This is a genomic window from Pantoea sp. BJ2 (assembly GCF_040255075.1).
Classification (GTDB): Bacteria; Pseudomonadota; Gammaproteobacteria; order Enterobacterales; family Enterobacteriaceae; genus Pantoea; species Pantoea leporis.
Map to the genome: position 1 here is coordinate 81,204 of NZ_CP158293.1, position 24,000 is coordinate 105,203.

Consider the following 24,000-nt stretch of genomic DNA (forward strand, 5'->3'; position numbering starts at 1 on the left):
GTCATGGAATGGTCATTATTTCCCCACCAGCATTTCTGGCAGCGTGCTGCGTTGCCGGAACCACGCGGCAAAAAAGCCGAAGATAATGCAAAACTCGGCAATATCTCCGCCGTAATACATCCACTGCGCAGCCTGCTGAATTTCTTCAGAGCTGGCTAAGGTTCCACGTGGGTATCCGAAGCCGTACATCAACTTCGCAAGAATAGCGTGAGCGGCCGTAGCAAAAAAAATTGCCGCCAGACGCACAGTTCTTGATGGACGGTGAGGCGCGGGATCGGGCCCGGCAACAGACCAGGTAAACAGGTAGCCGGAGAGGACAAAATGCAGATGCAGGAAAATAAACAGGGCAGGAATGGCCATGCTAAACGCATATAACGGAGTGAGATAAAGAAGATACATCCCGCCAATATCCAGCGAAGCAGCGGTAAATGGATGGATTAAAAAGCGTATCGGGCGGGTGCGGAGAATAGTCATCATAGCGCGCGCCCACCGTGCGGATAGAGTGCGTAATATCAGTGAGCCGGGCGCCCCAAATACCAATCCGAGAGGTCCAAACATACCAAGTAACAGATGCTGCAACATATGACCGCGTAAGTCATGATGCGCCCAGTTAGCCAAAGGCGGCAGCATGGATGCCACGATCATGACGATGCCGGCGGTGAAGCTGGCCATGCGCCAGGCGCTCCAGTGGGCAACCCGGCATAAACGGACAGCGGCGATCAAATAAAAAAAGAGGATGACAGCAGGAGCTATGACCAAAAGAATAAATAGCGCGACTGAATGGGGCATCGCCGCAGGATGCATCATGGGATCCACGGATCAAACTTCCGTTTTAGCGGATAGAGCAGACCGCGCGTGACGATAAATCAGCAAGCCTGCCACCAATAACAGCACAGCAGACAGATTCCAGATGAGGTCATAAAGCAGCACGTTATCAACATAGCGGATCTGATGCAGCCTGAGCAGCTTGTGATCAACAATTCCATCAAACAGTTGAAACGCACCCAACCCCACAATGAATCCTGCCCATGCTGCCGTGCGGTTGAGTTTTCCACGGCTTCGCAGGTCCGCAAAAATGAAAAAACCAAGCACGAAAAGAATCAGCTCGCCTGCGTGCAATAATCCATCTGAAAGCAGGCTAAACGCGGGTGTGCCCCAGTCAAAGAAGTGATGCCAGGCCAGAATCTGATGAAATACCACTTCATCAATTGCCGCCATCATACCGATTCCCAGTGGAAAAGTGGCTATGAATGAACGTTTCAGATCGGATTGAGGACTGGAATTCAAAGTTGGCACTACGTTCTCCGGGTAAAAGTTAAATTTCACTTAAGAAGCGTAGATGATAATTCCCGCAGCCCGGCCAATTTACGCCAGCGTTATGTCGGGCAGGGCGCACGACATTACCGAAAGCGGTTTTTCAGAGATTCCGCTGAGATTGTGATGATAGCAATCAGGCCTTGAAGCGATGAGAAATTGTGACCAAAATATCCACTGGTCACTCATCGTTTACATCAGCTCACCGAGCAAAGTTGAAATATGACAGAGAAAAAAACTACCGCCGCCACGCGTGGGCCTTCCGACCACACCATCCGCGATCAGATTGTGGCTGCCGCCATGGAATACTTTAGCCACTACGGCTTTGAGAAAACCACCGTATCCGATCTCGCGCGATCAATCGGCTTCTCAAAAGCCTACATTTACAAGTTTTTCGGTTCTAAGCAGGAAATCGGTGAAGTCATCTGCGCCAATTGCCTTACGGATATCACGGAAAGGCTGAACGCTGCGCTGGAGAAGTCACCTTCCGCCACGGAAAAAATAAAGCAGCTGTTTCAGACGCTTGCTGTGGCAGGCTGCGAGCTGTTCTTCCGCGAACGTCGGCTGTATGACATCGCCGCCGCTTCCTCGCGTGAGCACTGGCCTGCTGCTGTGCAATATGAGGATTCCCTGCGTGAAATCGTGCTCGCCATCCTGCGCGCAGGACGCACTGCCGGGGAATTTGAGCGTAAAACGCCGCTGGATGAAACGGCCGCCGCCGTCTATCTGGTACTCAGACCTCTTGCCGATCCACTTCAATTGCAATCCTCACTTGATACGGCCGGAGAAGATGCAAACCAATTGGCTGCATTAGTACTTAGAAGTCTCGCTCCGTAGTTTGTGACCATTGACATAATTGGTCACTAGTCAGAGAATGGCGTCCTCATACTTCCCTTGAGTAAGGTAACCCATGCTCCGGCATCTCCCTTTGTTGTCCGTCATCTGCCTGCTGCCGGTCATTCTGACTGGTTGCGGCGAACCTCTATCAGCCGCTGACGATCCGCGCTCCCGGCCGCCACTCATCAGGACGGCGACCGTCGAGCCTGCGGCGGGTCAATCTCGCGTTTTTACCGGCATTGTGGCCGCACGTTTTCAGAGCGACCTGGGTTTTCGCGTGTCGGGCAAGGTGCTTGAGCGTCTGGTTGATAAGGGGCAAAGCGTCAAACGCGGCCAGCTGCTGATGAGGCTCGATCCCGCTGATCTCGCGCTGCAGGTCCGCGCTGCGGAGGGTGCGGTAAACGCCGCCCAGGCACGCGCGCGCCAGACCGGCGATGATGAGAAACGCTATCGTGGATTGGTGGGTTCTGGCGCGGTCTCTGCATCCTCTTACAGTCAAATTCGTGCAGCGGCAGATGCCGCGCGTGCCGATCTGAGCGCCGCGCAGGCGCAGGCACGCGTGGCGCTCAACGCCTCGCAATATGCCGTACTGAGTGCTGATGCCGATGGCGTGGTGGTGGATACGTTGGCCGACCCAGGCCAGGTGGTTAGCGCCGGTCAAACGGTTGTGCGCCTCGCCCGCGCTGGTCAGCGTGAGGCGATGGTCAGTCTGCCGGAGACATTGCGCCCGCAGGTGGGATCGCCGGCCACAGCCATCCTGTATGGCAGTGGGATCGAGAATGATGCCAGACTGCGCGAGTTGTCAGACTCGGCGGATGCAGCAACCCGCACCTACGAAGCACGCTATGTGCTGAGCGGTGCCGCAGCCAGTGCTCCACTGGGTTCAACCGTAACCCTGCGTATCCCGGAATCTGCGGCGACGCAAGAATCCTGGTCAGTACCGCTCAGTGCAGTGTGGGATGCGGGACGCGGTGCTGGCGTCTGGCTGGTGGAAGGCAAACCCGCCAAAGTCACCTGGCGGGCCGTGACGCTGCTCGGCATCAGCGACGACAGTGCGCGCGTGTCGGGTCCGCTTCAGAGCGGGGAACAGGTGGCCGCGCTGGGCGCACACCTGCTGCATGAAGGTGAAGCCGTCCGCATCGGAACGCCTGGGTCGCAAGGAGCCACGCCATGAGCCACAATCGCTTTAACCTCTCGGCGCTGGCGGTGCGTGAACGATCGGTCACGCTGTTCCTGATCATTCTCGTTACGGTCGCTGGCGTAGTGGCTTTTCTGGGTCTGGGAAGAGCGGAAGATCCCCCGTTTACCGTCAAGCAGCTGACGGTGATCACCGCCTGGCCTGGCGCCACCGCGCAGGAGATGCAGGATCAGGTGGCTGAGCCGCTGGAGAAGCGGCTGCAGGAGCTGAAGTGGTATGACCGCACCGAGACCTATACTCGTCCCGGAATGGCATACACCATGCTTTCCCTGCAGGACAGCACGCCGCCATCTGAAGTGCAGGAGCAGTTTTACCAGGCACGCAAAAAGCTCAGCGATGAGGCGCGCAACCTGCCGGCGGGTGTGATCGGGCCGATGGTTAACGATGAATTCTCGGATGTGGTTTTTGCCCTCTATGCACTGAAAGCAAAGGGTGAACCGCAGCGATTTCTGTCTCGTGATGCCGAAAAACTCCGCCAGCAGCTGCTACACGTTGCGGGCGTAAAAAAAGTCACCATTACCGGCGAGCAGGCAGAACGTATTTATGTCTCCTTTTCCAGCGATCGCCTCGCTACGCTGGGCATTACACCGGAACAGATATTTAACGCCCTGAACGGGCAAAATGCCCTGTCACCCGCCGGTTCGATACAAACGCGCGGGCCCGAGGTGTTTATCCGCCTTGACGGTGCGCTGGATACGCTCGAAAAAATCCGCAACACGCCGGTCGTCTCCGGTAATCACACGCTACGGCTTGTCGACGTGGCCAAGGTCGAACGTGGCTATGTCGATCCGCCCGATTTTCTCATCCGTAATGAGGGTGAACCTGCACTGATGTTGAGCGTGGTAATGAGGGAAGGCTGGAACGGTCTTGAGCTGGGTAAAGCGCTGGAACAAGAGGTCCGAAATATAAATAGTGACATGCCGCTGGGCATGACGCTCACCAACGTTTCCGACCAGGCGGTTAACATCAGTTCGGCTGTCGATGAGTTCATGGTGAAGTTCTTCGTGGCTCTGCTGGTGGTGATGGTGGTGTGCTTTGTCAGCATGGGCTGGCGCGTTGGCATCGTGGTTGCTGCCGCGGTTCCGCTGACGCTTGCCGTGGTATTTGTGGTGATGGCCGCCACGGGAAAAAACTTTGACCGCATCACGCTGGGTTCACTTATCCTCGCACTGGGTTTACTGGTTGATGACGCCATCATTGCGATAGAGATGATGGTGGTGAAAATGGAAGAGGGCTATGACCGCATCAAAGCATCGGCCTACGCCTGGAGCCATACAGCCGCGCCGATGCTGGCCGGCACGCTGGTAACCGCGATCGGCTTCATGCCCAACGGCTTTGCGCAGTCCACCGCCGGTGAATACACCAGCAATATGTTCTGGATAGTGGGGATTGCCCTGATTGCCTCGTGGGTGGTGGCAGTATTGTTTACCCCTTATCTGGGCGTGAAGATGCTGCCCGACATCAAGCCGGTAGTCGGTGGCCACGCGGCAATCTATAACACCCGCCACTACAATCGCTTTAGACGGCTGCTAACCAAAGTCATCGCGCATAAGTGGTGGGTGGCAGGCGCGGTGATTGGCTGCTTTGTGCTGGCGATCATTGGCATGGGGCTGGTGAAAAAACAGTTCTTCCCAACCTCCGATCGTCCTGAGGTGCTGGTTGAAGTGCAAATGCCTTACGGCACCTCAATAGAGCAGACCAGCCAGACCACGGCGCGAATTGAGCACTGGCTGAAAAAGCAAAAAGAAACCCGCACGGTAACCGCGTATATCGGGCAGGGCGCGCCGCGTTTTTATCTGGCGATGGCCCCGGAATTGCCGGATCCCTCTTTTGCCAAAATCGTGGTGCTGACCAACGGCGAGCACGATCGCGATGCGCTGAAGCAGCGTCTGCGAGAAGCGGCAGCAGATGGGCTCGCGCCTGAAGCGCAGGTGCGCGTAACACAGCTGGTTTTCGGTCCCTATTCGCCTTATCCGGTCGCTTACCGGGTGATGGGTCCCGATCCAGACGTACTGCGCCAGCTGGCCGCGAAAGTGAAAGTACTGATGCAGGCCAGCCCGATGATGCGCACCGTCAACACCGACTGGGGTTCACGTGTGCCAGTAATGCATTTCAGGCTGGATCAGGATCGGCTGCAGGCGATGGGGCTAACGGCTGCCGGAGCGGCTCGTCAACTGCAGTTCCTGCTAAGCGGGGCATCGATCACGGCGATTCGTGAAGATATCCGATCTGTGGAAGTGGTTGGTCGTGCAGCCGGAGAGGTGCGCCTCGATCCCGCGCGCCTTGACGTCTGACGCTAGCCGGAGCCGATGGGCAGCGCATTCCACTCTCGCAACTCGGTGAAATCGACATCCGCATGGAAGATCCGCTGCTGCGCCGCCGCGACAGAACGCCAACCATAACGGTGCGCGGCGATATTGCTGACGGATTGCAGCCACCGGATGTCTCAAGTGCGTTGAGCCGGGAACTTCAGCCATTAATCGCGTCACTGCCGCCGGGGTACCGTATTGAACAGGCGGGCTCGATTGAGGAGTCGGGTAAAGCGACCAAAGCGATGCTGCCGCTGTTCCCAATTATGATTGCCCTGACGCTGCTAATCATCATCCTGCAGGTGCGTTCCATGGCAGCGATGGTGATGGTTTTTCTGACCGCGCCGCTCGGGCTGGTTGGCGTTGTGCCCATGCTGCTGCTATTCCAGCAGCCCTTTGGCATCAATGCACTGGTTGGGCTGATCGCGCTGTCAGGGATTCTGATGCGTAATACGCTGATCCTGATCGGACAAATCCATCAGAATGAGCGAGAAGGCCACGATCCTTTCAAGGCTATCGTTGAGGCAACGGTGCAGCGCGCCCGGCCGGTTCTGCTGACAGCGTTAGCGGCGATTCTGGCATTTATTCCACTGACGCACTCCGTGTTCTGGGGCACGCTGGCTTACACGCTGATTGGCGGGACGCTGGGCGGCACCATTATGACGCTGGTGTTTTTACCGGCGATGTATGCCATCTGGTTCCGTGTCAGGTAGGCTAATGCTGAAAAAAAATCCCCGCCTGAAGCGGGGAAGGAAGTATGAACAATATGCAAAGACTCTCGCACGCTGTGCGTGCTGTGTGTAACCTTCGTACCAAGTATGAAGCGATAAAAGAGTAGTAGTAGTATTTAACGCCTGCAACTCAGGTCCACAAATAAAAATGAAAAGGCTTGGGGACGAGGCCTTTATCACTTCAATCATCACCGCAATGGTTTGATGAACAGCCCTGAAAACCCTGCCTGGCATCGTTTATCCTCGTCAGTAAAACCCGAGCGTTACTTATCAACATGGTCTTTTAAAAAGAGAAATCGATTAATAAATGTCATTTATTTGGAATGGCCAAATAAAAATTATCAATATTCTTGATGATTGAGTTCATAAATAACCGAAGCGGTTTCATTTTGATAAAGATGCAATTTAAATGACTGTAATAGGAGCTAAAATAAAAAAATATAACCCGTGCATTTTTTTTAATCTCCTATAAATTGACCCAGCGGTACTCTCCGCACGTAACGAATGATGCTTTGCATCGCCTCTGAAAGCGTTAGAGATTTCCACTTTCAGAGGTCATTTTTTCCTGCCATAAAAGTCCAATCCTTTTTACTTGCCCTATCTCATATTAAATATTCATCAATTCACGCCAATAAAGCTGTACAACATTGCGATCATTGTATAAGTTTACTGCATGACGATCTGATTAAATTATGAACACGTGAGGTTTCCTTGCAACAGAACCTGGGAAAATGCCATTCAGTAAATGATATTGCAGCGTTTTTCAGCCGCATCTCTCTCTCTTCTCAACACTAAATGTTGAACAGACAGTGATATGAAAAATCACCATGAACAAAAGTTGAGTGACCTTCTCATCGGCGAGGCGGTAATAGCATTGCTGCGCGTAAAAGCCGGCATCTCGCGACGTGCGCTCCTCTCGAAGCTTGAATGCATGCTGAAGGCTGAAAAGGATGAAGAACGTGCGCGCGTAATACTTCTCGCTACGCAGGATGTTAAGAAAGAAATTGCCGAGAGTGAATCCCCTAAAGTTGGAGACCGGGAGCACATGGCAAATTTTGATATAGACAAATTCGGTAATGACGACTCAACCCGACATTAACGCCGGCTAAGGGCTTAAGTGCGTGGAAGAGAGACAAAAATGCGCAACTCAGTAAGGATATTTTATGCAGCAGAATACTATCGAGTCAGACCTGCAGAGTTATTTACACAGCACCGGTGACCAGTATGCAGAGGAAAAAGAAGTCATTGGTATCATCGTAAAGTCATTGATCGCAGAGAGAGGAAGAGTGACGAACAAGGCCATCATTATGAGTCTGATAGCGGAGCTGGAGAGTGCGACAGATATTGAGCAACTCGATGTGCTGCGCAACTGCCTTGAAATCGTTGTAGGCCGTACGCCTAATGATGATGATTAATAAAACCAATCTATTCTATTTGCCTATCAGCGGGGAGAGTTGTGTCAATTCCCCGCTTTTCTGACCGCTACATCCATATTAAAAATACTGATCCTCATGTCCCTGAGACTTTACTCACCAGTAAAAAAATGCCCAACGTTCTTCTTCACCCGGAGTAAAGCCCACCACCATCTTCAACGCGTTGAGTAACGCGTCAAGTTGCAACGGGTCCGTGGTATTTTCAATTTCCGAGATGAAGTACAAAATAATGGCGCTATTGGAGACACTCTTACCCTGACTCTCAAGCGTCTGGATGGCGGAGTCAATCAGTGTCTTCTCCGCAGAAAGGTTGTCACCTGCGTTTTGGAGATAGTCAGTAATGTCTATTTCGCGGGACGTTTGCTGTGCACTTTGTTGCATTTTCTCTCCTTGTGATCAGATATTTCTGCGGCAACGTTTGAAAGATGTTTACGCTATTGCGTTGGGTGTTGGCTAAACAAACCCATGCTTTCTGGGCTATTTACCCAGTTAAAAGTCATTCAAAACTAAATTTAGCGCATATTTCTGTTATGGCACGCCTTTCATGGATAAAAATCCATTAATGAGCGGTTTAAAGTCTGAATCCCTTCGACGGGATCGTGACTGGCTTATCTCGCCAACAGATAAAACTTAGCGATCAAACAGCATGCCGATTAATGTCTGATAATGGCGTTCTTCTTCTTGAGTGGCTGCGACTTCGAGACGTCTTAACAGTTTAGTGCAGATAGCCTTACGATTAAGGTTCTTGCCTGCCCGCAGGATTTCGACAACAATTTGACCTAGCGTTTCTTGCTGAGTTGGCGCGCTTGCTTTGCTAAAATAATGTGCAATATCGCTGGCTGTATCGGGAAATTTAGAAACACTCTGACGCATGCGAACCTCGTAAAAGTTGGGATAGTCGATTCTGTCTGAACATAAAGTTAGACAATCTTTTAAAACTTGTACAGGATTAATTTATCTGTACAGATTTTCTTTTCAAGCAAAAGATGCTTATCCTTTTTATTCAGGTAGTTATGTTTGGTTGTGAGATCGGCTGTCGGGTTCTGGTTGTTGAAGATAAGGGTAAATTTGTACAAAGAGAGAGGAGGCGATTAACTGGAGGAGGGGGTATTGAAAGGTTCAGGGAATGAAGTCTGTTTAACTCACTTACTTATCGACATAATGCGGAGCGCCCTGAGGCGCATCCTTAACCTGAATCAACGTTAGTCACCCATTAACGATCATTGTTGATAGCGCGTAAATGTCTGGATGCTGAAAGCCAACGTAGCTCTTCGCGGTTTCGTGGGGAGGTTTCGACAAAGGCTTTTAGCCAGCGTCTGGCGTCGGCTATCTGAGCAAGTCTATTGTCGCTGGCATCGCCTTCGGCCATGGTGCCCAACTCAATGATGAGGGAGTGAATGTTGATTTCCTTCTGACTCACAGCAAGATTAATCACTGCCTCGCCAATAATGATATGGCCTTGTTCTTCGTCATGAAATAACACTGCGTTTCCTCCAATATTTTCGATTACCGTAGGAATAGTGTAGTAACAAACTTCCTTAAGGTCTTTAAGATTGTTTAGAGATTACGGTTTATCAAATTTTGCATGTTAACGTTGCTGCTCAACTTGCTGATAATTATCTTAAATTATGCCAGATGTAAACGCATTGCTTGATGATAAAGAAAAGTCTCAAATTTCGAGGGAAAATAATGAAATCGTTTTCAAGACAAAACTTGCCTCAATTAATGAAGATTTTGATACGTAATTTGGGAATGGGAAATGAATATTGCCAAATGACAGGTGGGGATTAATTAAGGAAGGGGAGAGTGTCGTCCCTGACATTTTCTCCAGCCGGTACACGTTAAACGCGACCGTTGAGGTCATCTTCGTCGTCGTCTTCCGGCCAGAGCCGGACTACGTCCTTAGGCGTCAGTTCGTTTCGTCGTTCAAGCCTGCAAGCGTTTGCAGGTATGGCACGTTATGGACAGCGCGATCGGGCTCTTCGAAACTCTTCAGCCATTTTGTGGCTTCAGAAATATCAGACAACCTTGCCTTGCTGCCGCCTGCATTTGCCATATGTTCCAGTTCGTCAATCAGTGATTGTACGCTGACAACTCTCTGTCCCAAGGCAATACTCAGTGCCGCTTCGCCAATAATGACGTAGCCTTTCCCGTCGTGTTGAAAAGACATTAACCATCCTCCATTTTCACGTTTATGACAACCTCGACTTAAACTGTAGGCGCTATGACGGATTTAGCTAAAGGTTAATTCCTAAAAGTCATGAAATCTAAGATTTATATATTTTCTAAGTGACTATTCACTGCCGTTATTAGGTGCTAATGCAGGGTGATATTATGTGCAATTTTGCATGAAAGAGGTTTAATGTTAAAGGCGTTAAGCGCTTCTCAATGATGGATATTAACTCGGTGAAATAATGGGAAGGCACTACAAAAAGGGGTGATATATTTAATTCTAAAGTAATCCGTGAACAGCTGTATAAATATGAAAGCGTAAGGATGCAATAAAACCCTTTGCAGGTAACGATATTGGTTTCGTTACATTTACGGATAGCCAGCTTATTACGCGGAAGTTGGCGGACACCAGCTGCATATTATGCACCGCGCTGTTATATCTGGAGCACACCCAGCCATAGCGTATCCACAAGACGTGCGTCTGTAGAACTTTCAGGGACTGCCCCGATGTATAGGTTGCCCGAGTAGCAACTGATAACAATAGACGGATGTGTTCAGTGCTCAGTCAGAGTGATGAGTTTCCACTATTAGGTCTAACGGAATGCGGCAGAAAAGTGTCCGCAGAACTGTTGCCTAAAGGGCATTCAGCAGTTTGTAGATCTCATTGACAACCTGCAGGGTTGCGTGTTCGATCATCCCTTCATTACGGCATAAAACCCAGCCGTGTTTAGCAACGGCTCGCTCGAACGACTGAGTACAAGCGACATGATCTTCCAGCTTATGCATCACCGTACTACTTAACCCGCGCGTTCTGGCCGCAGCCCTTGCCCATGAAATTTCAGGCGCAGTAACAACCCCGACATGCAGGTCCGGCTGTTGCACGTTTCGATCAATGTTTAACTGTAAAATCTCAGCAAATGGAACCATCCGGCGAAACGCGGCATCCGACGGGTACCAGCGATCCATCAAAATGATGCTGTTCGGTGGCTGTTTAGTCAGCACATGTTGGGAAATCCATGCACGGCTATCAGCAAAGCGCGCACAAACTTCCCGCTCTAAAACCATGGAGGGATTTCTGGCCAGCCTGTTCACCAGAGCCATGGTTTCTCTCCTGAAGGGATCGCTTTTTTTCTCGCAAAGCCGGATTACCTTAATGTTATCTGACCTGAGTACTTTCGTAATGGCTTCCAGTAGCGTGGTTTTACCGACGCCTTTGGGTCCATCCAGAGAAACAAACAGCGGACGGCTCATAGTCGAAATGACGGGTGATGTAGCGTTTGTGTGAAATTCAAATCGGGCAAAAGCATCCTATTTCCTTCTTATTAACCGGTATCCACTTTCTACGTCCGTTGAAGCTACCGACTCCGCTGGCGAGCATTTTATTCACTACGCAAACCTTAGTCACACCAAATTTCAGGCAACAAAAAACCCGCACGAGGCGGGTTTTTTTCTTATCAGCGGTGCTTATCTGCTCAGACTATTGTCTTCATCGCTATTGTAAGCGCTGCTGATAATGAGCGCGGCTTACAGCGGAGTAACGTTGCCCGCTGCTGGGCCTTTGGCGCCATTTTCAATGGTGAAGGAAACTTGCTGACCTTCATCAAGAGTTTTGTAGTTGTCGCTCTGGATGGCAGAGAAATGGACGAAAACATCCTTGCTGCCGTCGTTAGGAGTGATAAAGCCAAAACCTTTATCAGAGTTAAACCATTTTACTAAACCAGTCATTTTGTTAGACATAGATAATTCCTTAATTGATGAGCCACTCGTAGCGGCGAAAATTGGCCTGAAGTGAAAGATTTACTTATTGGGCACTTAGGAGGAGGCTCTCGAAGAAGGATATCTAGGGATAACACTTGAACTGAGGACTGCTTTACTAAAACTGCTTTCATAAGGTCTGTGTTCCAAACCGATGACGCATTAAGACATAGCGATAATAATTTAGCAACGAATATGTTTATTTATTTTAACCATTTAAAGACCTGGACGGCTGAACGGCCGGTTACGCTTCATCTTTGGCTGCGCTTTGCCGCGCCGATTATCACCTGGTGGTTTGTTATCTGCGTGGTGATGCTACTTATAGCAATAACAAGCAACTATAATCTTACCGATTAAGTGGCTTGATTTGCTTTGTGAGCACATCAGCTTTTCCACTCCTTTTCGCGGCGGTGAATTTCAGAGGCATACATGATGCGTACTCTTCAGGCGGCCTGGTTGCTTACTCTGGCCCTGTTTGTCTGTCCCGCCTCGGCGGCCAACACGATCAGCGATGGCTGGGAATGGCTCAAGCAGGACGTTTCACAAACCTGGCAGGAACCGCAGTATTACGATCTCTATCTGCCTTTCATCAGCTGGCATGCCCGTTTTGCTTACGATAAAGATAAAACCGATAACTACAATGAAACGCCGTGGGGCGGCGGGTTGGGCGTCTCGCGCATCAATGAAGACGGTAACTGGAGCGCGCTCTACGCGATGGCGTTTAAAGATTCCCATAACGAATGGCAGCCGATCATTGGTTATGGCTGGGAGAAAGGCTGGTATCTGGATCAATCGCGCGATTTTCGTCTCGGACTTGGGCTAACCGCCGGTATCACCGCGCGCGATGACTTCGCCAATTACGTGCCGCTGCCCATCGTGCTGCCGCTGTTCTCCGCTGGTTATAAACGCCTCAACGTGCAGTTCACCTATATTCCCGGCACTTATAATAACGGTAACGTGCTGTTCGCCTGGGTACGCTATGCCTTCTGATTCCGTCAACGCGTTGCATAAAGATCGCCTCAGCAAAGTGCTCAAGCGCATTGCGTTGGGCTTGCTGGTTTTGCTGGTGATGTTCCTGGTGATCCGTGGTTATCAATCCGAACAGGGACCGCCGCTGCATCGCTGGCATACGTGGTCGGCGGATGAGATGTCGGTGGATGAGATTGATCGCGCCAGCTTCGCGGATTATCTGACGCGTGAAGCAGCGATTTTCCACGACATGAAGCTCAACGTGACCGACCAGCTCAGTGACGATGAGAAAACGGCGCTCAACCGCTTTAACGCGCAAAGCCCGGTTTATCCGGCGCGATTCGACACCGACTGGAATCGCTCTTATATCCTCGAGCCGGAAGGAAAAGCGAAAGGTGCGGTGGTGCTGCTGCATGGATTAACCGATTCGCCGTACAGCATGCGCTATCTGGCGCAGGCGTATCAGCAGAAGGGTTTTGTGGCGGTAGTGCCGCGGCTGCCGGGACACGGCACGGCGCCCGGTTCGCTCACCAAAGTTGACTGGCAAATGTGGATGGCGGCTACCCGCTTAGCGGTGCGCGAAGCGACACGCCTGGCGGGTAGCAACGTACCTTTGCATCTGGTTGGATACTCGAACGGCGGCGCGCTGGCGGTGAAATACAGCCTCGATACGTTGCAAAATAACGCGCTGCGCAAGCCGCAACAGCTGGTATTGCTGTCGCCGATGATTGGCGTCACCGCCTATGCGCGATTTGCCGGCTTAGCCGGCTGGCCCGCTATCATTCCCGGCTTCGCCAAAGCGGCGTGGCTGAGCATCATTCCGGAATACAATCCCTTCAAGTACAACTCGTTCCCGGTGCGCGCGGCGCGGCAATCGTGGTTGCTGACGCAGGCGATGCAGGATCAGCTGCTGCATGTGATTCGCGGCGGCAGCATGCCGGCGTTTCCGCCGGTGCTGACCTTCCAGTCAGTGCTGGATTCCACCGTCAGCACCCGCGCGGTGGTCAATGCGTTCTATCGCTATCTGCCGGATAACGGCAGTGAACTGGTGATGTTCGACGTCAACCAGGCGGCGAACTTGCGCGCGCTGTTCAGGCCCGCGCTCTACTCAGCGGTCAATAATTTGTTGCCGCCTGCGCCGCGCCGCTATGCCTCAACGGTCATCACCAACGCGTCACCGACCACCTATCAAACCGTGGCGCGCATTACAGCGGCGGATCAAACGAAAGAAATCGTGCGTTCGATGCATGAAGCGTGGCCGCAGGATACCTATTCGTTATCGCACATTGCCGTGCCGTTCCCACTCAGCGACTCGCTGTATGGCCGCGAGCCAACCGAAAAGAATCGTTATGGCATTAGCTTTGGCACCATCTCGCTGCGCGGTGAAACCGCCAGCCTGATCGTTGGGCTGGATACGCTGATGCGCAACACTTCCAATCCGTTTTTCGATTACATGATGTTGCAAATCAAGGGGCGCATTGACTGCAGCAGTCAGAGCAATCTGCCGGCCTGCATCAAAGCGTTATGACTTTTTTCAGCCAGCCGCTGGCGAGGATCACTCTGGAGAGCAACACCGAAGCGGCAAAGGTCACGGCAATCAGCGTCAGCTTAGTCGCCAGCGAGGTGATGGGAATCAGCGCGGTGAGCAGATGGAAAACCGAGTAGTGAAGAATATAGACGCCGGTCATGGTTTTGCTGATGGTCGCCAGAATGGTCTCTTTAACCGCCACATTGCGGCGAAAGCGCACCTGACTGACGGCGATCACCAGCACCACCACCAGCAGATAGATCTGCGAGCCAGTGAGAATAAAGGCGTTGCGATCGGCTTTGAATAGCGCAAAGAAAAAGTGCTGCTCATAAAACCAGGTAAACAGGTAGATAAAGGGCAGGGCGATTACCGCGCCGCGCGCCACTTTTTTGCGCTCCATCCAGTCATTAATCAGCGGATCGCACAGCAGCTGGCCGGTTAAGTAAAACAGCAGCCAGGTCCAGAGCCGATACTGCGGTTCAAGCCGGAACAGCGGGTCGTCCGGATGCAGCACCGCCAGCAAATCGTAGCCATATGAGAACGCCAGCAACGCAAACACCAGCGCAACGAACGCGCGTCGATGCTGGCTAAGCCAGATCATCAGCGGGTGAAAACTGTAGATGATAATGAATGAGAAGATGAACCACGGCTGGATCAGGTAGCCGCGCTGATAGGGTTCCCACAGGTAATAGACCGTCATCCAGAACAGAAATACGATCACCAGATTGCGAATCTTGCCTATCTGCCAGTTAACATCCTGCTCGGAACGGGCATCCATAATCCCGGCGACGACAAAAAACAGCGGCGTCGCGATGGTGGAGATAAAGGTCAGAAACGCCAGAATCCAGTGATAATCGTAATCGTAGCGATCCCAGGTGTTGTACACGGTGAAAAATGTCACCGCCGTCATACATCCCAGCGTTTTAATCACGTTTAGGCCGGTCACATTCATGATGCGCTAGCCACCGTTTGGCGATGGAAGCAGGCGTAAATCACCGGCAGCACCAGCAGCGTCAGCACCGTGGCAAAGCCCAAACCAAACATGATCACCACCGCCATGCTCTGGAAGAACACATCGCGCAATAGCGGCGCCAGCCCGAGCACGGTGGTAAAGGCGGTCAGCAGAATAGGGCGCAGACGCGAGGTGGCGGCGTAGATGATCGCGTCAGCCTGCGGCTTTACTAGTTTCTGCTGTTCAATCTCTTCGACCAGCACGATGCCATTTCGAATCAACATACCGCTCAGACTCAGCAGGCCGATTAACGCCATAAAGCCAAACGGAATCCCGGTGATCAAAAAGCCCGGCGTCACGCCAATCAGCGCCAGTGGCACCGTCAGCCAGATAACGACGGCGTTTTTCAGCGAGCTAAACATCAGCACGGTGATCACAAACATCACCAGATAACCCAGCGGCAGCGAGGTAAACACGCCTTGCTGCGCTTCACTGGAACTCTCCGCATCGCCGCCCCACTCAATGCTGTAGCCGTGCGGCAGCGAGATTTGCTCAATCAGCGGCTTCACGCGCGCCACAATATCGCCGGACGTATCGTTGCTGAGCGGATTCGGGTCGGCCTGCACGATGAGTACGCGGCTGCGATCGCGGCGCAGAATCAGCGGATCTTCCCATTGCAGCGTAAAACCGCTCACCACGTTGCTGAGCGGGATGTAATGCTGCTGGCTCTGGCTCCACACCAGCACGTTATTGAGATGATTGGCGTCCTGCCGCTCGCTGGCCGGTGGCCGCACGATAACCGGCAGCAGGTCAGCGCCTTCCCGATACAGCCCAACGCGGCTACCGGTGAAATTCATCTCCAGCGCGTTATCCACCTCCTGCTTATCGACGCCCAGCTCGCGGCCCAGCGCCAGATTGAACTGCGGGCGAATAACTTTGCTGCGGTTTTGCCAGTCGTTGCGCACGCTGTCGGTGGCGGGATCGGCGGTGAGGATGTCGCCGACCTGGCTGGCGATCAGGCGCATTCTGTCGGGATCGGGGCCTTTGATACGCACCTCAATTGCGCTACCGCCCGAAGGACCAAACATCACGCGTTTGGTGCTGGCATTAACCTGCGGATACTGGCGAGCAATATAGGCATCGATACGGTGTGACAGCGCGGCGATGTTACGCTGATCGTCCATGCGCACCATGATCTGCGCATAGTTGCTGTACTGGCGCTGCCCGTTGTAGGTGAGGATAAAGCGCATGCTGCCCTGACCGATGGTGGTGACGGTAGACACCACGCCTTGCTGCCCGGTAATCGATTTTTCAACGTCGCTGGCCATCTGCTCGGTGGCGTTGATATCGGTGCCGTACGGCAGCCAGAGATCGACAAAGAAGATCGGCGTATTGGCTGAAGGGAAGAAGTTTTGTCGTACCGATCCAAAGCCCCAAATCGCCAGCGCCAGCAGCACCGCCATCAGCGAAAGCGTGAGGGTTTTTTGCCTGAGCAACACCAGCAACATGCGCTGATAAAAGCGATAAAAACCGCCGTCATAAGGTGAAACTTCAGCCGCAGCTTTAGTAGGTTCCTGTGTTTTAAACAGCCACCATTTGATCAGCACCGGCGTGATGGTAAGCGCCGAGAACCAGCTCAGCAGCAGGGAAATCAGCAATACCTGAAACAGCGATTTGCAGTACTCGCCGGTGGAATCCTGCGAAAGACCAATCGGCGCAAACGCCAGAATGGCGATTATCGTCGCGCCCAGCAGCGGGAAGGCGGTGCGGCGAATCACAAAGTTGATGGTGTTCATCAGCGGCGATTTTTGCTGACGCGCGATTAACACACCTTCGACAATCACAATCGCATTATCCACCAGCATGCTCAGCGCAATAATCAGCGCGCCCAGCGAAATGCGCTGCAACTCAATGCCGCACAGATACATGATCAGCAGCGTGCCCAGCACATTGAGCGCCAGCGACAACGCGATGATAATGCCGCTGCGCACCCCCATAAAGATCAGCAGCACGCCGACGACAATCGCCAGCGCCATCAGGAAGTTGGTAATAAAGCCATTCACCGAGTGCGCCACTTCGGCGGCCTGATCGTAAAACACGTTGATCTGAATGCCCGCCGGTTTTTCTGCCGACATCTGCTGCAGTTTGGCCTCCAGCGCGCGCCCGACATCAATGACATTCACGCCGGGAACAAACGAAATTCCCATGGTGACCGCCGGACGTCCGCTGGCGTGGTAAATGCTGGAGGGCGATTCACTCAGCCCGCGCGACAGCGAGGCGATATCGCGCAATCGGGTGGTGGCGTGATCGCCCGGCGGGCTGACCAGCAAGTCGCCCAACTCCTCGATGTTCTGAAACTCGCCGGTTGGATGCAGACGGATCGATTCCGTACCGGCTTTGATGTCGCCCGCATTGGAGACCACGTTGAGCCGACTTAGCACGCTGGCGAGCTGCGGCAGCGTAATGCCGCGCGCGGCCATCATCGTTAAGGAGACATCGATATTAATTTGCTGTGGGATCACGCCGCCCAGCGCCACCTTGCCAACGCCCGGCACCAGCACCAGCTCACGCCGTAGCTGCTCCGCGTACTGCACCAGCTCCGGGTTGCTGAAGTTGTCGCCAGAAATAGCGAAGAAGAAACCAAACACATCGCCAAAATCATCGTTAACGAACGGCGCGGCCACGCCAGGAGGAAAGAAACGCGCTGCATCGCCGACTCTGCGCCGCAGTTCGTCCCAGATTTGCGGCAACTCGTTGGAGTGGTAACGCGAGTCAATGTTGACGGTAATCTGCGACAGGCCGTTAGAGGAGATGGAGCTGACGTTGTCCAGATAGGGCAACTGCTGCAGCGCATTTTCAAGTGGCAAGGTGACTTCTTCTTCCACCTGCTGCGCAGACGCGCCGGGATATTGGGTGACAACCACAGCGGTCTTAATGGTAAAAGCCGGATCTTCGAGACGGCCAATATTGAGCAGAGCAAAAATGCCGCCGACGCTCAGTAATAGAATCGCCAGCCAGACGCGGACCGGATTATCGATAAACTGCCGGGAGATATCCATTACAGCCCCCGCTCACGCGTCCAGATGCGTACCGGTTGCTGAGCATGCAGCTCGTTGACGCCAGCAGCGACCACGCGTTCACCGGCATGCAGCCCGGCGGTGATCACCACGCCACGATCGGTCACTTCGCCCACGCTGACTTTGCGATCTTCTAACGTCAACTGATCGCCGCTGCTTTGCACCACCCAAACATGCGGCTCGTTGCGCTGGCTGTTATCGGGATTGAATACCGCTTCCACCGGCACCACTAACGATTCGCGATTCACGTTGGCGGGCAGATTGGCGAGGTTAATCGTCACCGTGCCACTGACGCCGCCCACCGCCGGGAAATCGGCCGGGCGCGGCATGGTTAAAATGATCTGCCACGTCAGCGAGTTGCTGTTACTGCTGCCGGTGTGCTCTTTGTACTCGGCCTGGAATTCGCGGTCCGGCAGCGAGTTGATGCGCACCACCGGGCGATAGGTTAGGTTGCGCATATCCAGTGCGGTAAACAGGTTTTCCGGCACGCTGAACACCACGTCGAGCAGATCGTTGCGGGTCAAGGTAGCGATGGTTTGTCCGGCGGCGACCACCTGATGATTGCGCACGTTAACCACGGCGGCCACACCGCTGAACGGCGCGGTTAGCGTCATCTGGCTTAACTCCTCACGGGCAATTTGCAGCGCGGCATTGGCCGCATCGCGGTTGGCGCGCTGCACGTCCATATCTGCCTGCGAAATCGCCTGTCGGCCGGAGAGCGTCTGGAAGCGGGCAAATTGCCGCTGGGCGAGGGTGGCGGCGGTCTGGCGCTCATTAACGCGCTGCTGCGCTTCCCGCGCCGTAAGCCTGGCGATGAGCTGGCCCTGCTCGATGCGGTTGCCCTGGCGAATATCCAGCGATTCAATCTGTCCTGCACGTTTGAACGACAAATCGGTGGAGTCGCCGGATTCAATGCGCGCCGGGAAGATACGTTGTTGATATTCGCCGGACGCCACAACTTCAACGACTTTCACCATGCGTGGCGGTGGCGTAACTTCTTGTGTTTTTTGATCGCAACCCGTTGTTAAAAATATAACAATGGCAGTCAGCGTAATATAACGAGTCACTGTTTTATCCTCAGCAACAACGAATCCATTGTTGGCAATAATGTGAGTGGATAATTTAATTACCAAGCATAGAGACAACCGCGTAGGTGAATAGTCCTACGGCGGAGCAGGTAACGATCGCAATGACAACATAAAGACTCAGACGGAGCAGGCTATAACCATACATCGTTGCCTCCATTAACCATGACCACAGAAAAACTGCGCCATCGTCTTGAAAGGTGAGAAGTATTAACAGGATGTTTTTGTTATCGATGAGCATAGACGCAGATGTCAAAAAAAGTAAAGCCTGATAGCTTGTAATATTTTTGATGAAATTAACCAGATTTAAATCTAATAAAACTGATTTTCATGGATATTTAATCCGCAATATCGATATAAAATATCAGATTAAAGTAACCTGAATATTGGCTTTAAATTACCCAGCCTTATGAATTATCACACTATATTTTTATTAGTATCCGCGATCGGATAAGTCTGGTGAGATAAATGGTTTCCGCCTCGCGACTTTTATTGAGAAATGAATGCGTTGAATATCCCTGTGCTACGTTTATAGCGTTCATTTTACAAAAAACTTTCAATTTCGTATAGAAAATAGGGCTGCTCCATTGCCGCTGAGCGGCCATTAACGACATATTTTTCAATCTGAAACGGACCACTTCTTCCACCGGATAAGTCAGGTCTGATCTTTTCGTTCAATGGCGACTTGTTAAATACGGGATATCACCGCCTTGATTTCCGAAACAGGATTTGAGGAGAAAGCGATGAATACTGCTAAACCGGAAAGTACCTATTATCAACTTTCTGTCGATGAAACGCTGGCCAGTACGCAAAGTTCCACCGAGGGAATCAGTAGTGCTGAAGCGGCGGCGCGCCTAACACAGTACGGGGAAAATGCCCTGCCACAGAAACCCGGCAAGCCGGTTTGGCTGCGTTTTCTCGCTCACTTCAACGATGTGCTGATCTACGTTTTGCTTGCCGCTGCGCTGCTGACTGCCGTCATGGGACACTGGGTTGATACGCTGGTGATTCTCGGCGTGGCGGTGGTGAATGCCCTGATTGGCCACATTCAGGAGAGCAATGCGGAAAAATCCCTGCAAAGTATCCGCAATATGCTCTCCAGCGAAACGGTGGTGATCCGTGCGGGTAATCACGAGACGCTGCCCACCACCGCGTTGGTGCCAGGTGATGTGGTGGTGATCCGCGCCGGCGACCGCATCCCGGCGGATCTGCGCGTTATTGAGGCGCATAACCTGCGTGTCGAAGAAGCGATTCTGACGGGCGAATCCACCGTGGTCGAGAAGGGCACTGACGCGCTCATCGGCGAGCTGCCGCTGGGCGATCGTACCAATCTCTTGTTCTCCGGCACCACCGTCAGTTCGGGCGGCGGCAAAGGGCTGGTGGTCGCTACCGGTGGCGCCACGGAACTTGGGCACATCAACCAGATGATGTCCGATATCGAAAAGCACCGCACGCCGCTGCTGGTGCAGATGGATAAACTCGGTAAAGCCATTTTCCTGATCATCCTGGCGATGATGGCCGCGCTGTTTGTCTTTAGTTTGCTGTTCCGCGATATGCCGGTTTCAGAGCTGATGCTGTCTCTGATTAGCCTTGCGGTGGCATCGGTTCCCGAAGGATTACCGGCGATTATCTCGATCATTCTGTCGCTTGGCGTGCAAACCATGGCGAAGCAGCAGGCGATCATCCGCAAGCTGCCTACCGTGGAAACGCTGGGCGCGATGACGGTGATCTGCTCAGATAAAACCGGCACGCTGACCATGAATGAAATGACGGTGAAAGCGATTATCACCGCCGATCAGATTTACCGCGTTGATGGCGTGAGCTATGAACCGGTGGGCGCCATCCATAAAGCCGATGACGCTGTGCCGGTGAAAGTGGCGCAAGGCTCGATCCTCGAGCGCTATCTGCGCACCATCGATCTGTGTAACGACAGCCAGCTGATTAAAGACGAAAACGGACTGTGGAAAATCACCGGCGGCCCGACGGAAGGCGCACTTAAAGTGCTAGCCGCCAAAGGACATCTGCCTTCAGTCACCACCGAACTGCGCAATAAAATCCCCTTTGATTCGCAATACAAATACATGTCGACGCACTATCTGATTGGCGATGAAGATTGCGTGCTGTTGACCGGCGCGCCGGACGTACTGTTCAGACATTGTCAGCAGCAGCAAACAGAAGCCGGATTGCAGCCGATCGATCTGCCGTGGTGGGAAGCCAAAATTGAGGAGTATGCGCGCGAAGGATTACGCATGGTGGCTGCGGCCTGGAAACCGGCCACGCCAGGACAAACTGAGCTGACGCATCAGGATTTGCATCAGGGCATGATTTTGCTCGGCATCGCCGGGATGATGGATCCACCGCGACCGGAAGCCATAACCGCGATTGGCGACTGCCTGCAAGCCGGCATTCGCGTCAAAATGATCACCGGCGACCATCCGCAAACTGCGATGAGTATCGGGCAGATGCTGGGAATCGGTAACGCCAGCACCGCCATCACCGGACGCGAGCTGGAAGTGATGGATGACCAGCAATTGAGTGAGGCGGCGCAGGCGTACGACATCTTTGCCCGTACCAGCCCGGAAGATAAATTCCGTCTGGTGCAGGCGCTGCAAAGCAAAAAAGAGGTGGTCGGGATGACCGGCGATGGCGTTAACGATGCGCCCGCGCTGAAGCAGGCGGATGTCGGTATCGCCATGGGGATTAAAGGCACTGAAGTGACTAAAGAAGCCGCCGATATGGTACTGACGGACGATAACTTCGCCACTATCGCCAGCGCGGTGCGGGAAGGGCGCCGTGTCTATGACAACCTGAAAAAGACCATTTTGTTCATCATGCCGACCAACCTCGCGCAGGGCTTGCTGATCATCATTGCCCTGCTGGCCGGTAACCTCATTCCGCTGACCCCGGTGCTGATTCTGTGGATGAACATGGCGACTTCCGCCACGCTCTCCTTCGGCCTGGCGTTTGAAGCGGGTGAGCAAAATATCATGCGTCGTCCGCCGCGCGATCCCAAGCTGCATGTGATGGATGGTTTCGCCATCTGGCGCGTGATTTTTGTCGGTTCGATGATCGCCATCAGCGCCTTCGTTCTGGAAGCCTGGCTGCAACCGCGCGGCTATTCACCGGAATTTATTCGTACCGTGTTATTACAAACGCTGGTAACGGCGCAGTGGTTTTATATGCTGAACTGTCGTGTTTCCGACGGCTTCTCATTGAGCAAAGGTTTGCTGATGAATAAAGGCATCTGGATCGTCAGCGGAGTGCTGTTAGTTCTGCAATTGCTGATTATCTACGCGCCCTTTATGCAGCTGCTGTTTGGTACCACCGCACTACCGTTACGTTACTGGATTATTACCTTGATCATTGGCTTCGTAATGTTTTTGATTGTCGAAATCGAAAAGCCATTAACGCGGAGATTCAGAATCAATTAATAGCGCGTGACATTCAGGCCGTTTCTCTTACGGCCTGAATGTTTTTCGTCACTTGACCTCAAACAAGGCCCAGCGCACAGGTTTTTCTCTATAATACATTTTGTATAGGATGAAGGATCTTAATAATGGGACTGAACGAGTTTCCTTTATGGTCAAGGCTTTTGCGCGTACTGATAATTCTCGCCACGTTGACCATAATTCTCACCGGTATCTATCTGGCATCGGCATTAATTAATCAGGTGATGCTGTCATTGTTTCTGGCGATTATGCTCGATCCGTTAATCAGTCGGCTCGAAAGAAAACGCGTGCCGCGTCTGCTGTCATCGCTGCTGGTGATTGTGCTGCTGTTATTGGTGATTGTGTTCACCATCATCAAACTCACCGTATTAACCCCCGATTTAATCCAGCTGAGCCGTCAGGCACCGCAGTTACTGGCCGAACGCTTCGAGCCGGTGACGCAGACATTTAGTCATTTGGGCCTGGTTTTAACGCCCAACGACATGCTGGCGTTTGTTGATGCGGGTGCGGTGGTGCGCTTTGTCACGGGTTTTCTCACGCAAATACCCAGCATTCTTTCCTGGTGGCTGATGGTATTTCTGATGCTGTTTTTCATGCTGTATGAAATGAGAAATTTTAAAATCCTGCTACGTAAACAGGCCGAAGGGAAATATCAGCGCTATTACGTGGCGCTTGAAGAGGGCGTGCAAAGCGTTATCGTTTATGCTCAGGTTAAAACCCTGACCAGTATTGTCGGCGGCATTATTGTCTGGGCGGGTGCACATCTTCTTGGCCTGAAGTTCGCCTTTTTCTGGGGTGTGTTGATGTTTGTCTTCAACTATATTCCGGTGCTGGGTTCATTCATGGCGGCCATCCCGCCAGTGCTGCAAAGTTATATGCTGTACGATATCCAAACCGCATTGGTGGTCGCACTGTTCTTCGTGGCGTTGAATTTAATTCTGAGTTCAGTCATTGAGCCGTTGTTATTGGGCAAAAGATTGAATATGGCACTTACCACACAGCTGCTGGCGTTTCTTATCTGGCAATCTCTGTTGGGCATCATCGGTGCAATTCTGGCAATTCCGCTGACGTTTATGTTGAAAAAGATATTACTGGCGAGCGCTGGGAACGAAAAGCAGGGAAAGCATTTAACAAACCTGTCGCCATAAATGGCGATTCGCTTATTATTTTCTCAATGGTGAGTGCGCAGGC

At 52.5% G+C, this 24,000-nt stretch carries 19 protein-coding genes and 1 pseudogene; 9 read left to right on the top strand and 11 right to left on the bottom strand.

The window, feature by feature from the left end; genetic code table 11:
* Positions 1-15 precede the first annotated feature (15 nt).
* Both AAF463_RS20010 and AAF463_RS20015 read right to left on the bottom strand, forming a co-directional pair.
* Positions 16-807, bottom strand: coding sequence for a cytochrome c oxidase assembly protein (locus AAF463_RS20010; RefSeq protein WP_350262292.1), 792 nt, complete (start codon positions 805-807; stop codon positions 16-18).
* A gap of 12 nt (positions 808-819) precedes the next feature.
* The gene (locus tag AAF463_RS20015) at positions 820-1,287 is read right to left on the bottom strand and encodes a DUF2243 domain-containing protein (RefSeq protein ID WP_350262470.1); all 468 of its coding nucleotides are present in this window, start codon (positions 1,285-1,287) and stop codon (positions 820-822) included.
* Positions 1,288-1,536: 249 nt separating this feature from the next.
* Here AAF463_RS20015 and AAF463_RS20020 point away from each other — a divergent pair, with 249 nt between their 5' ends.
* The 5 genes and pseudogenes from AAF463_RS20020 (at position 1,537) to AAF463_RS20040 (ending at position 7,804) form a co-directional block, all read left to right on the top strand.
* Complete coding sequence (locus tag AAF463_RS20020; RefSeq protein WP_192235282.1) at positions 1,537-2,151, top strand: TetR/AcrR family transcriptional regulator; 615 nt, start codon at positions 1,537-1,539, stop codon at positions 2,149-2,151.
* A 73-nt stretch (positions 2,152-2,224) separates the two neighbouring features.
* Positions 2,225-3,325 (top strand): efflux RND transporter periplasmic adaptor subunit, encoded by a 1,101-nt coding sequence (locus AAF463_RS20025; RefSeq protein WP_350262293.1) that lies wholly within the window; start codon positions 2,225-2,227, stop codon positions 3,323-3,325.
* A pseudogene (locus AAF463_RS20030) lies at positions 3,322-6,371 on the top strand (efflux RND transporter permease subunit). Before AAF463_RS20025 ends, AAF463_RS20030 begins: the two are co-directional and overlap by 4 nt.
* A gap of 832 nt (positions 6,372-7,203) precedes the next feature.
* Positions 7,204-7,488 (top strand): hypothetical protein, encoded by a 285-nt coding sequence (locus AAF463_RS20035; protein ID WP_350262294.1) that lies wholly within the window; start codon positions 7,204-7,206, stop codon positions 7,486-7,488.
* A gap of 64 nt (positions 7,489-7,552) precedes the next feature.
* On the top strand, positions 7,553-7,804 hold the full coding sequence (locus AAF463_RS20040) for a biofilm development regulator YmgB/AriR family protein (protein ID WP_192235274.1): 252 nt from the start codon (positions 7,553-7,555) through the stop codon (positions 7,802-7,804).
* Between the two features lie 114 nt (positions 7,805-7,918).
* Here the strand turns inward: AAF463_RS20040 and AAF463_RS20045 are convergent, their stop codons facing one another.
* The 6 genes from AAF463_RS20045 to cspA all read right to left on the bottom strand — a co-directional run bounded on the left by AAF463_RS20045 (position 7,919) and on the right by cspA (position 11,731).
* Positions 7,919-8,203 (bottom strand): biofilm development regulator YmgB/AriR family protein, encoded by a 285-nt coding sequence (locus AAF463_RS20045; protein WP_101761240.1) that lies wholly within the window; start codon positions 8,201-8,203, stop codon positions 7,919-7,921.
* Between the two features lie 249 nt (positions 8,204-8,452).
* Positions 8,453-8,695 (bottom strand): regulatory protein YcgZ, encoded by a 243-nt coding sequence (ycgZ, locus tag AAF463_RS20050; protein ID WP_101761241.1) that lies wholly within the window; start codon positions 8,693-8,695, stop codon positions 8,453-8,455.
* A gap of 340 nt (positions 8,696-9,035) precedes the next feature.
* On the bottom strand, positions 9,036-9,305 hold the full coding sequence (locus tag AAF463_RS20055; RefSeq protein ID WP_101761242.1) for a hypothetical protein: 270 nt from the start codon (positions 9,303-9,305) through the stop codon (positions 9,036-9,038).
* Positions 9,306-9,731: 426 nt separating this feature from the next.
* Positions 9,732-9,992 carry a hypothetical protein gene (locus AAF463_RS20060; protein ID WP_192235272.1) on the bottom strand — a complete coding sequence of 87 codons (261 nt, stop codon included), beginning with the start codon at positions 9,990-9,992 and terminating at the stop codon, positions 9,732-9,734.
* A gap of 635 nt (positions 9,993-10,627) precedes the next feature.
* Positions 10,628-11,245: a dTMP kinase gene (locus AAF463_RS20065; protein WP_350262295.1), complete on the bottom strand. Its 618-nt coding sequence runs from the start codon at positions 11,243-11,245 to the stop codon at positions 10,628-10,630.
* 273 nt (positions 11,246-11,518) lie between these two features.
* The gene (gene cspA, locus AAF463_RS20070) at positions 11,519-11,731 is read right to left on the bottom strand and encodes an RNA chaperone/antiterminator CspA (protein ID WP_007885867.1); all 213 of its coding nucleotides are present in this window, start codon (positions 11,729-11,731) and stop codon (positions 11,519-11,521) included.
* A gap of 447 nt (positions 11,732-12,178) precedes the next feature.
* On the opposite strand from cspA, the gene pagP reads away from it, so the two are divergent.
* Positions 12,179-12,739 carry a lipid IV(A) palmitoyltransferase PagP gene (gene pagP, locus AAF463_RS20075; RefSeq protein WP_210080159.1) on the top strand — a complete coding sequence of 187 codons (561 nt, stop codon included), beginning with the start codon at positions 12,179-12,181 and terminating at the stop codon, positions 12,737-12,739.
* Entirely contained in the window at positions 12,729-14,246 is a 1,518-nt protein-coding gene (locus AAF463_RS20080) for an alpha/beta hydrolase (protein WP_222234126.1), read from the top strand. Before pagP ends, AAF463_RS20080 begins: the two co-directional genes overlap by 11 nt.
* On the opposite strand, the gene AAF463_RS20085 is transcribed toward AAF463_RS20080, so the two are convergent.
* Genes AAF463_RS20085 through AAF463_RS20095 form a run of 3 tightly spaced genes read right to left on the bottom strand, consistent with a single transcriptional unit; the run spans position 14,233 to position 19,342 of the window.
* On the bottom strand, positions 14,233-15,198 hold the full coding sequence (locus tag AAF463_RS20085; RefSeq protein WP_350262298.1) for an acyltransferase family protein: 966 nt from the start codon (positions 15,196-15,198) through the stop codon (positions 14,233-14,235). The genes AAF463_RS20080 and AAF463_RS20085 overlap by 14 nt on opposite strands.
* Entirely contained in the window at positions 15,195-18,257 is a 3,063-nt protein-coding gene (locus AAF463_RS20090; protein ID WP_350262299.1) for an efflux RND transporter permease subunit, read from the bottom strand. The genes AAF463_RS20085 and AAF463_RS20090 overlap by 4 nt, the downstream gene beginning before the upstream one ends.
* Positions 18,257-19,342, bottom strand: a complete 1,086-nt coding sequence (locus tag AAF463_RS20095; protein WP_350262300.1) for an efflux RND transporter periplasmic adaptor subunit — start codon at positions 19,340-19,342, stop codon at positions 18,257-18,259. Before AAF463_RS20095 ends, AAF463_RS20090 begins: the two co-directional genes overlap by 1 nt.
* 761 nt (positions 19,343-20,103) lie before the next feature.
* Between AAF463_RS20095 and AAF463_RS20100 the strand changes: the two genes are divergently transcribed.
* The gene (locus AAF463_RS20100; protein ID WP_350262301.1) at positions 20,104-22,791 is read left to right on the top strand and encodes a cation-transporting P-type ATPase; all 2,688 of its coding nucleotides are present in this window, start codon (positions 20,104-20,106) and stop codon (positions 22,789-22,791) included.
* Positions 22,792-22,916: 125 nt separating this feature from the next.
* On the top strand, positions 22,917-23,957 hold the full coding sequence (locus AAF463_RS20105) for an AI-2E family transporter (RefSeq protein ID WP_350262302.1): 1,041 nt from the start codon (positions 22,917-22,919) through the stop codon (positions 23,955-23,957).
* Positions 23,958-24,000 lie beyond the last annotated feature (43 nt).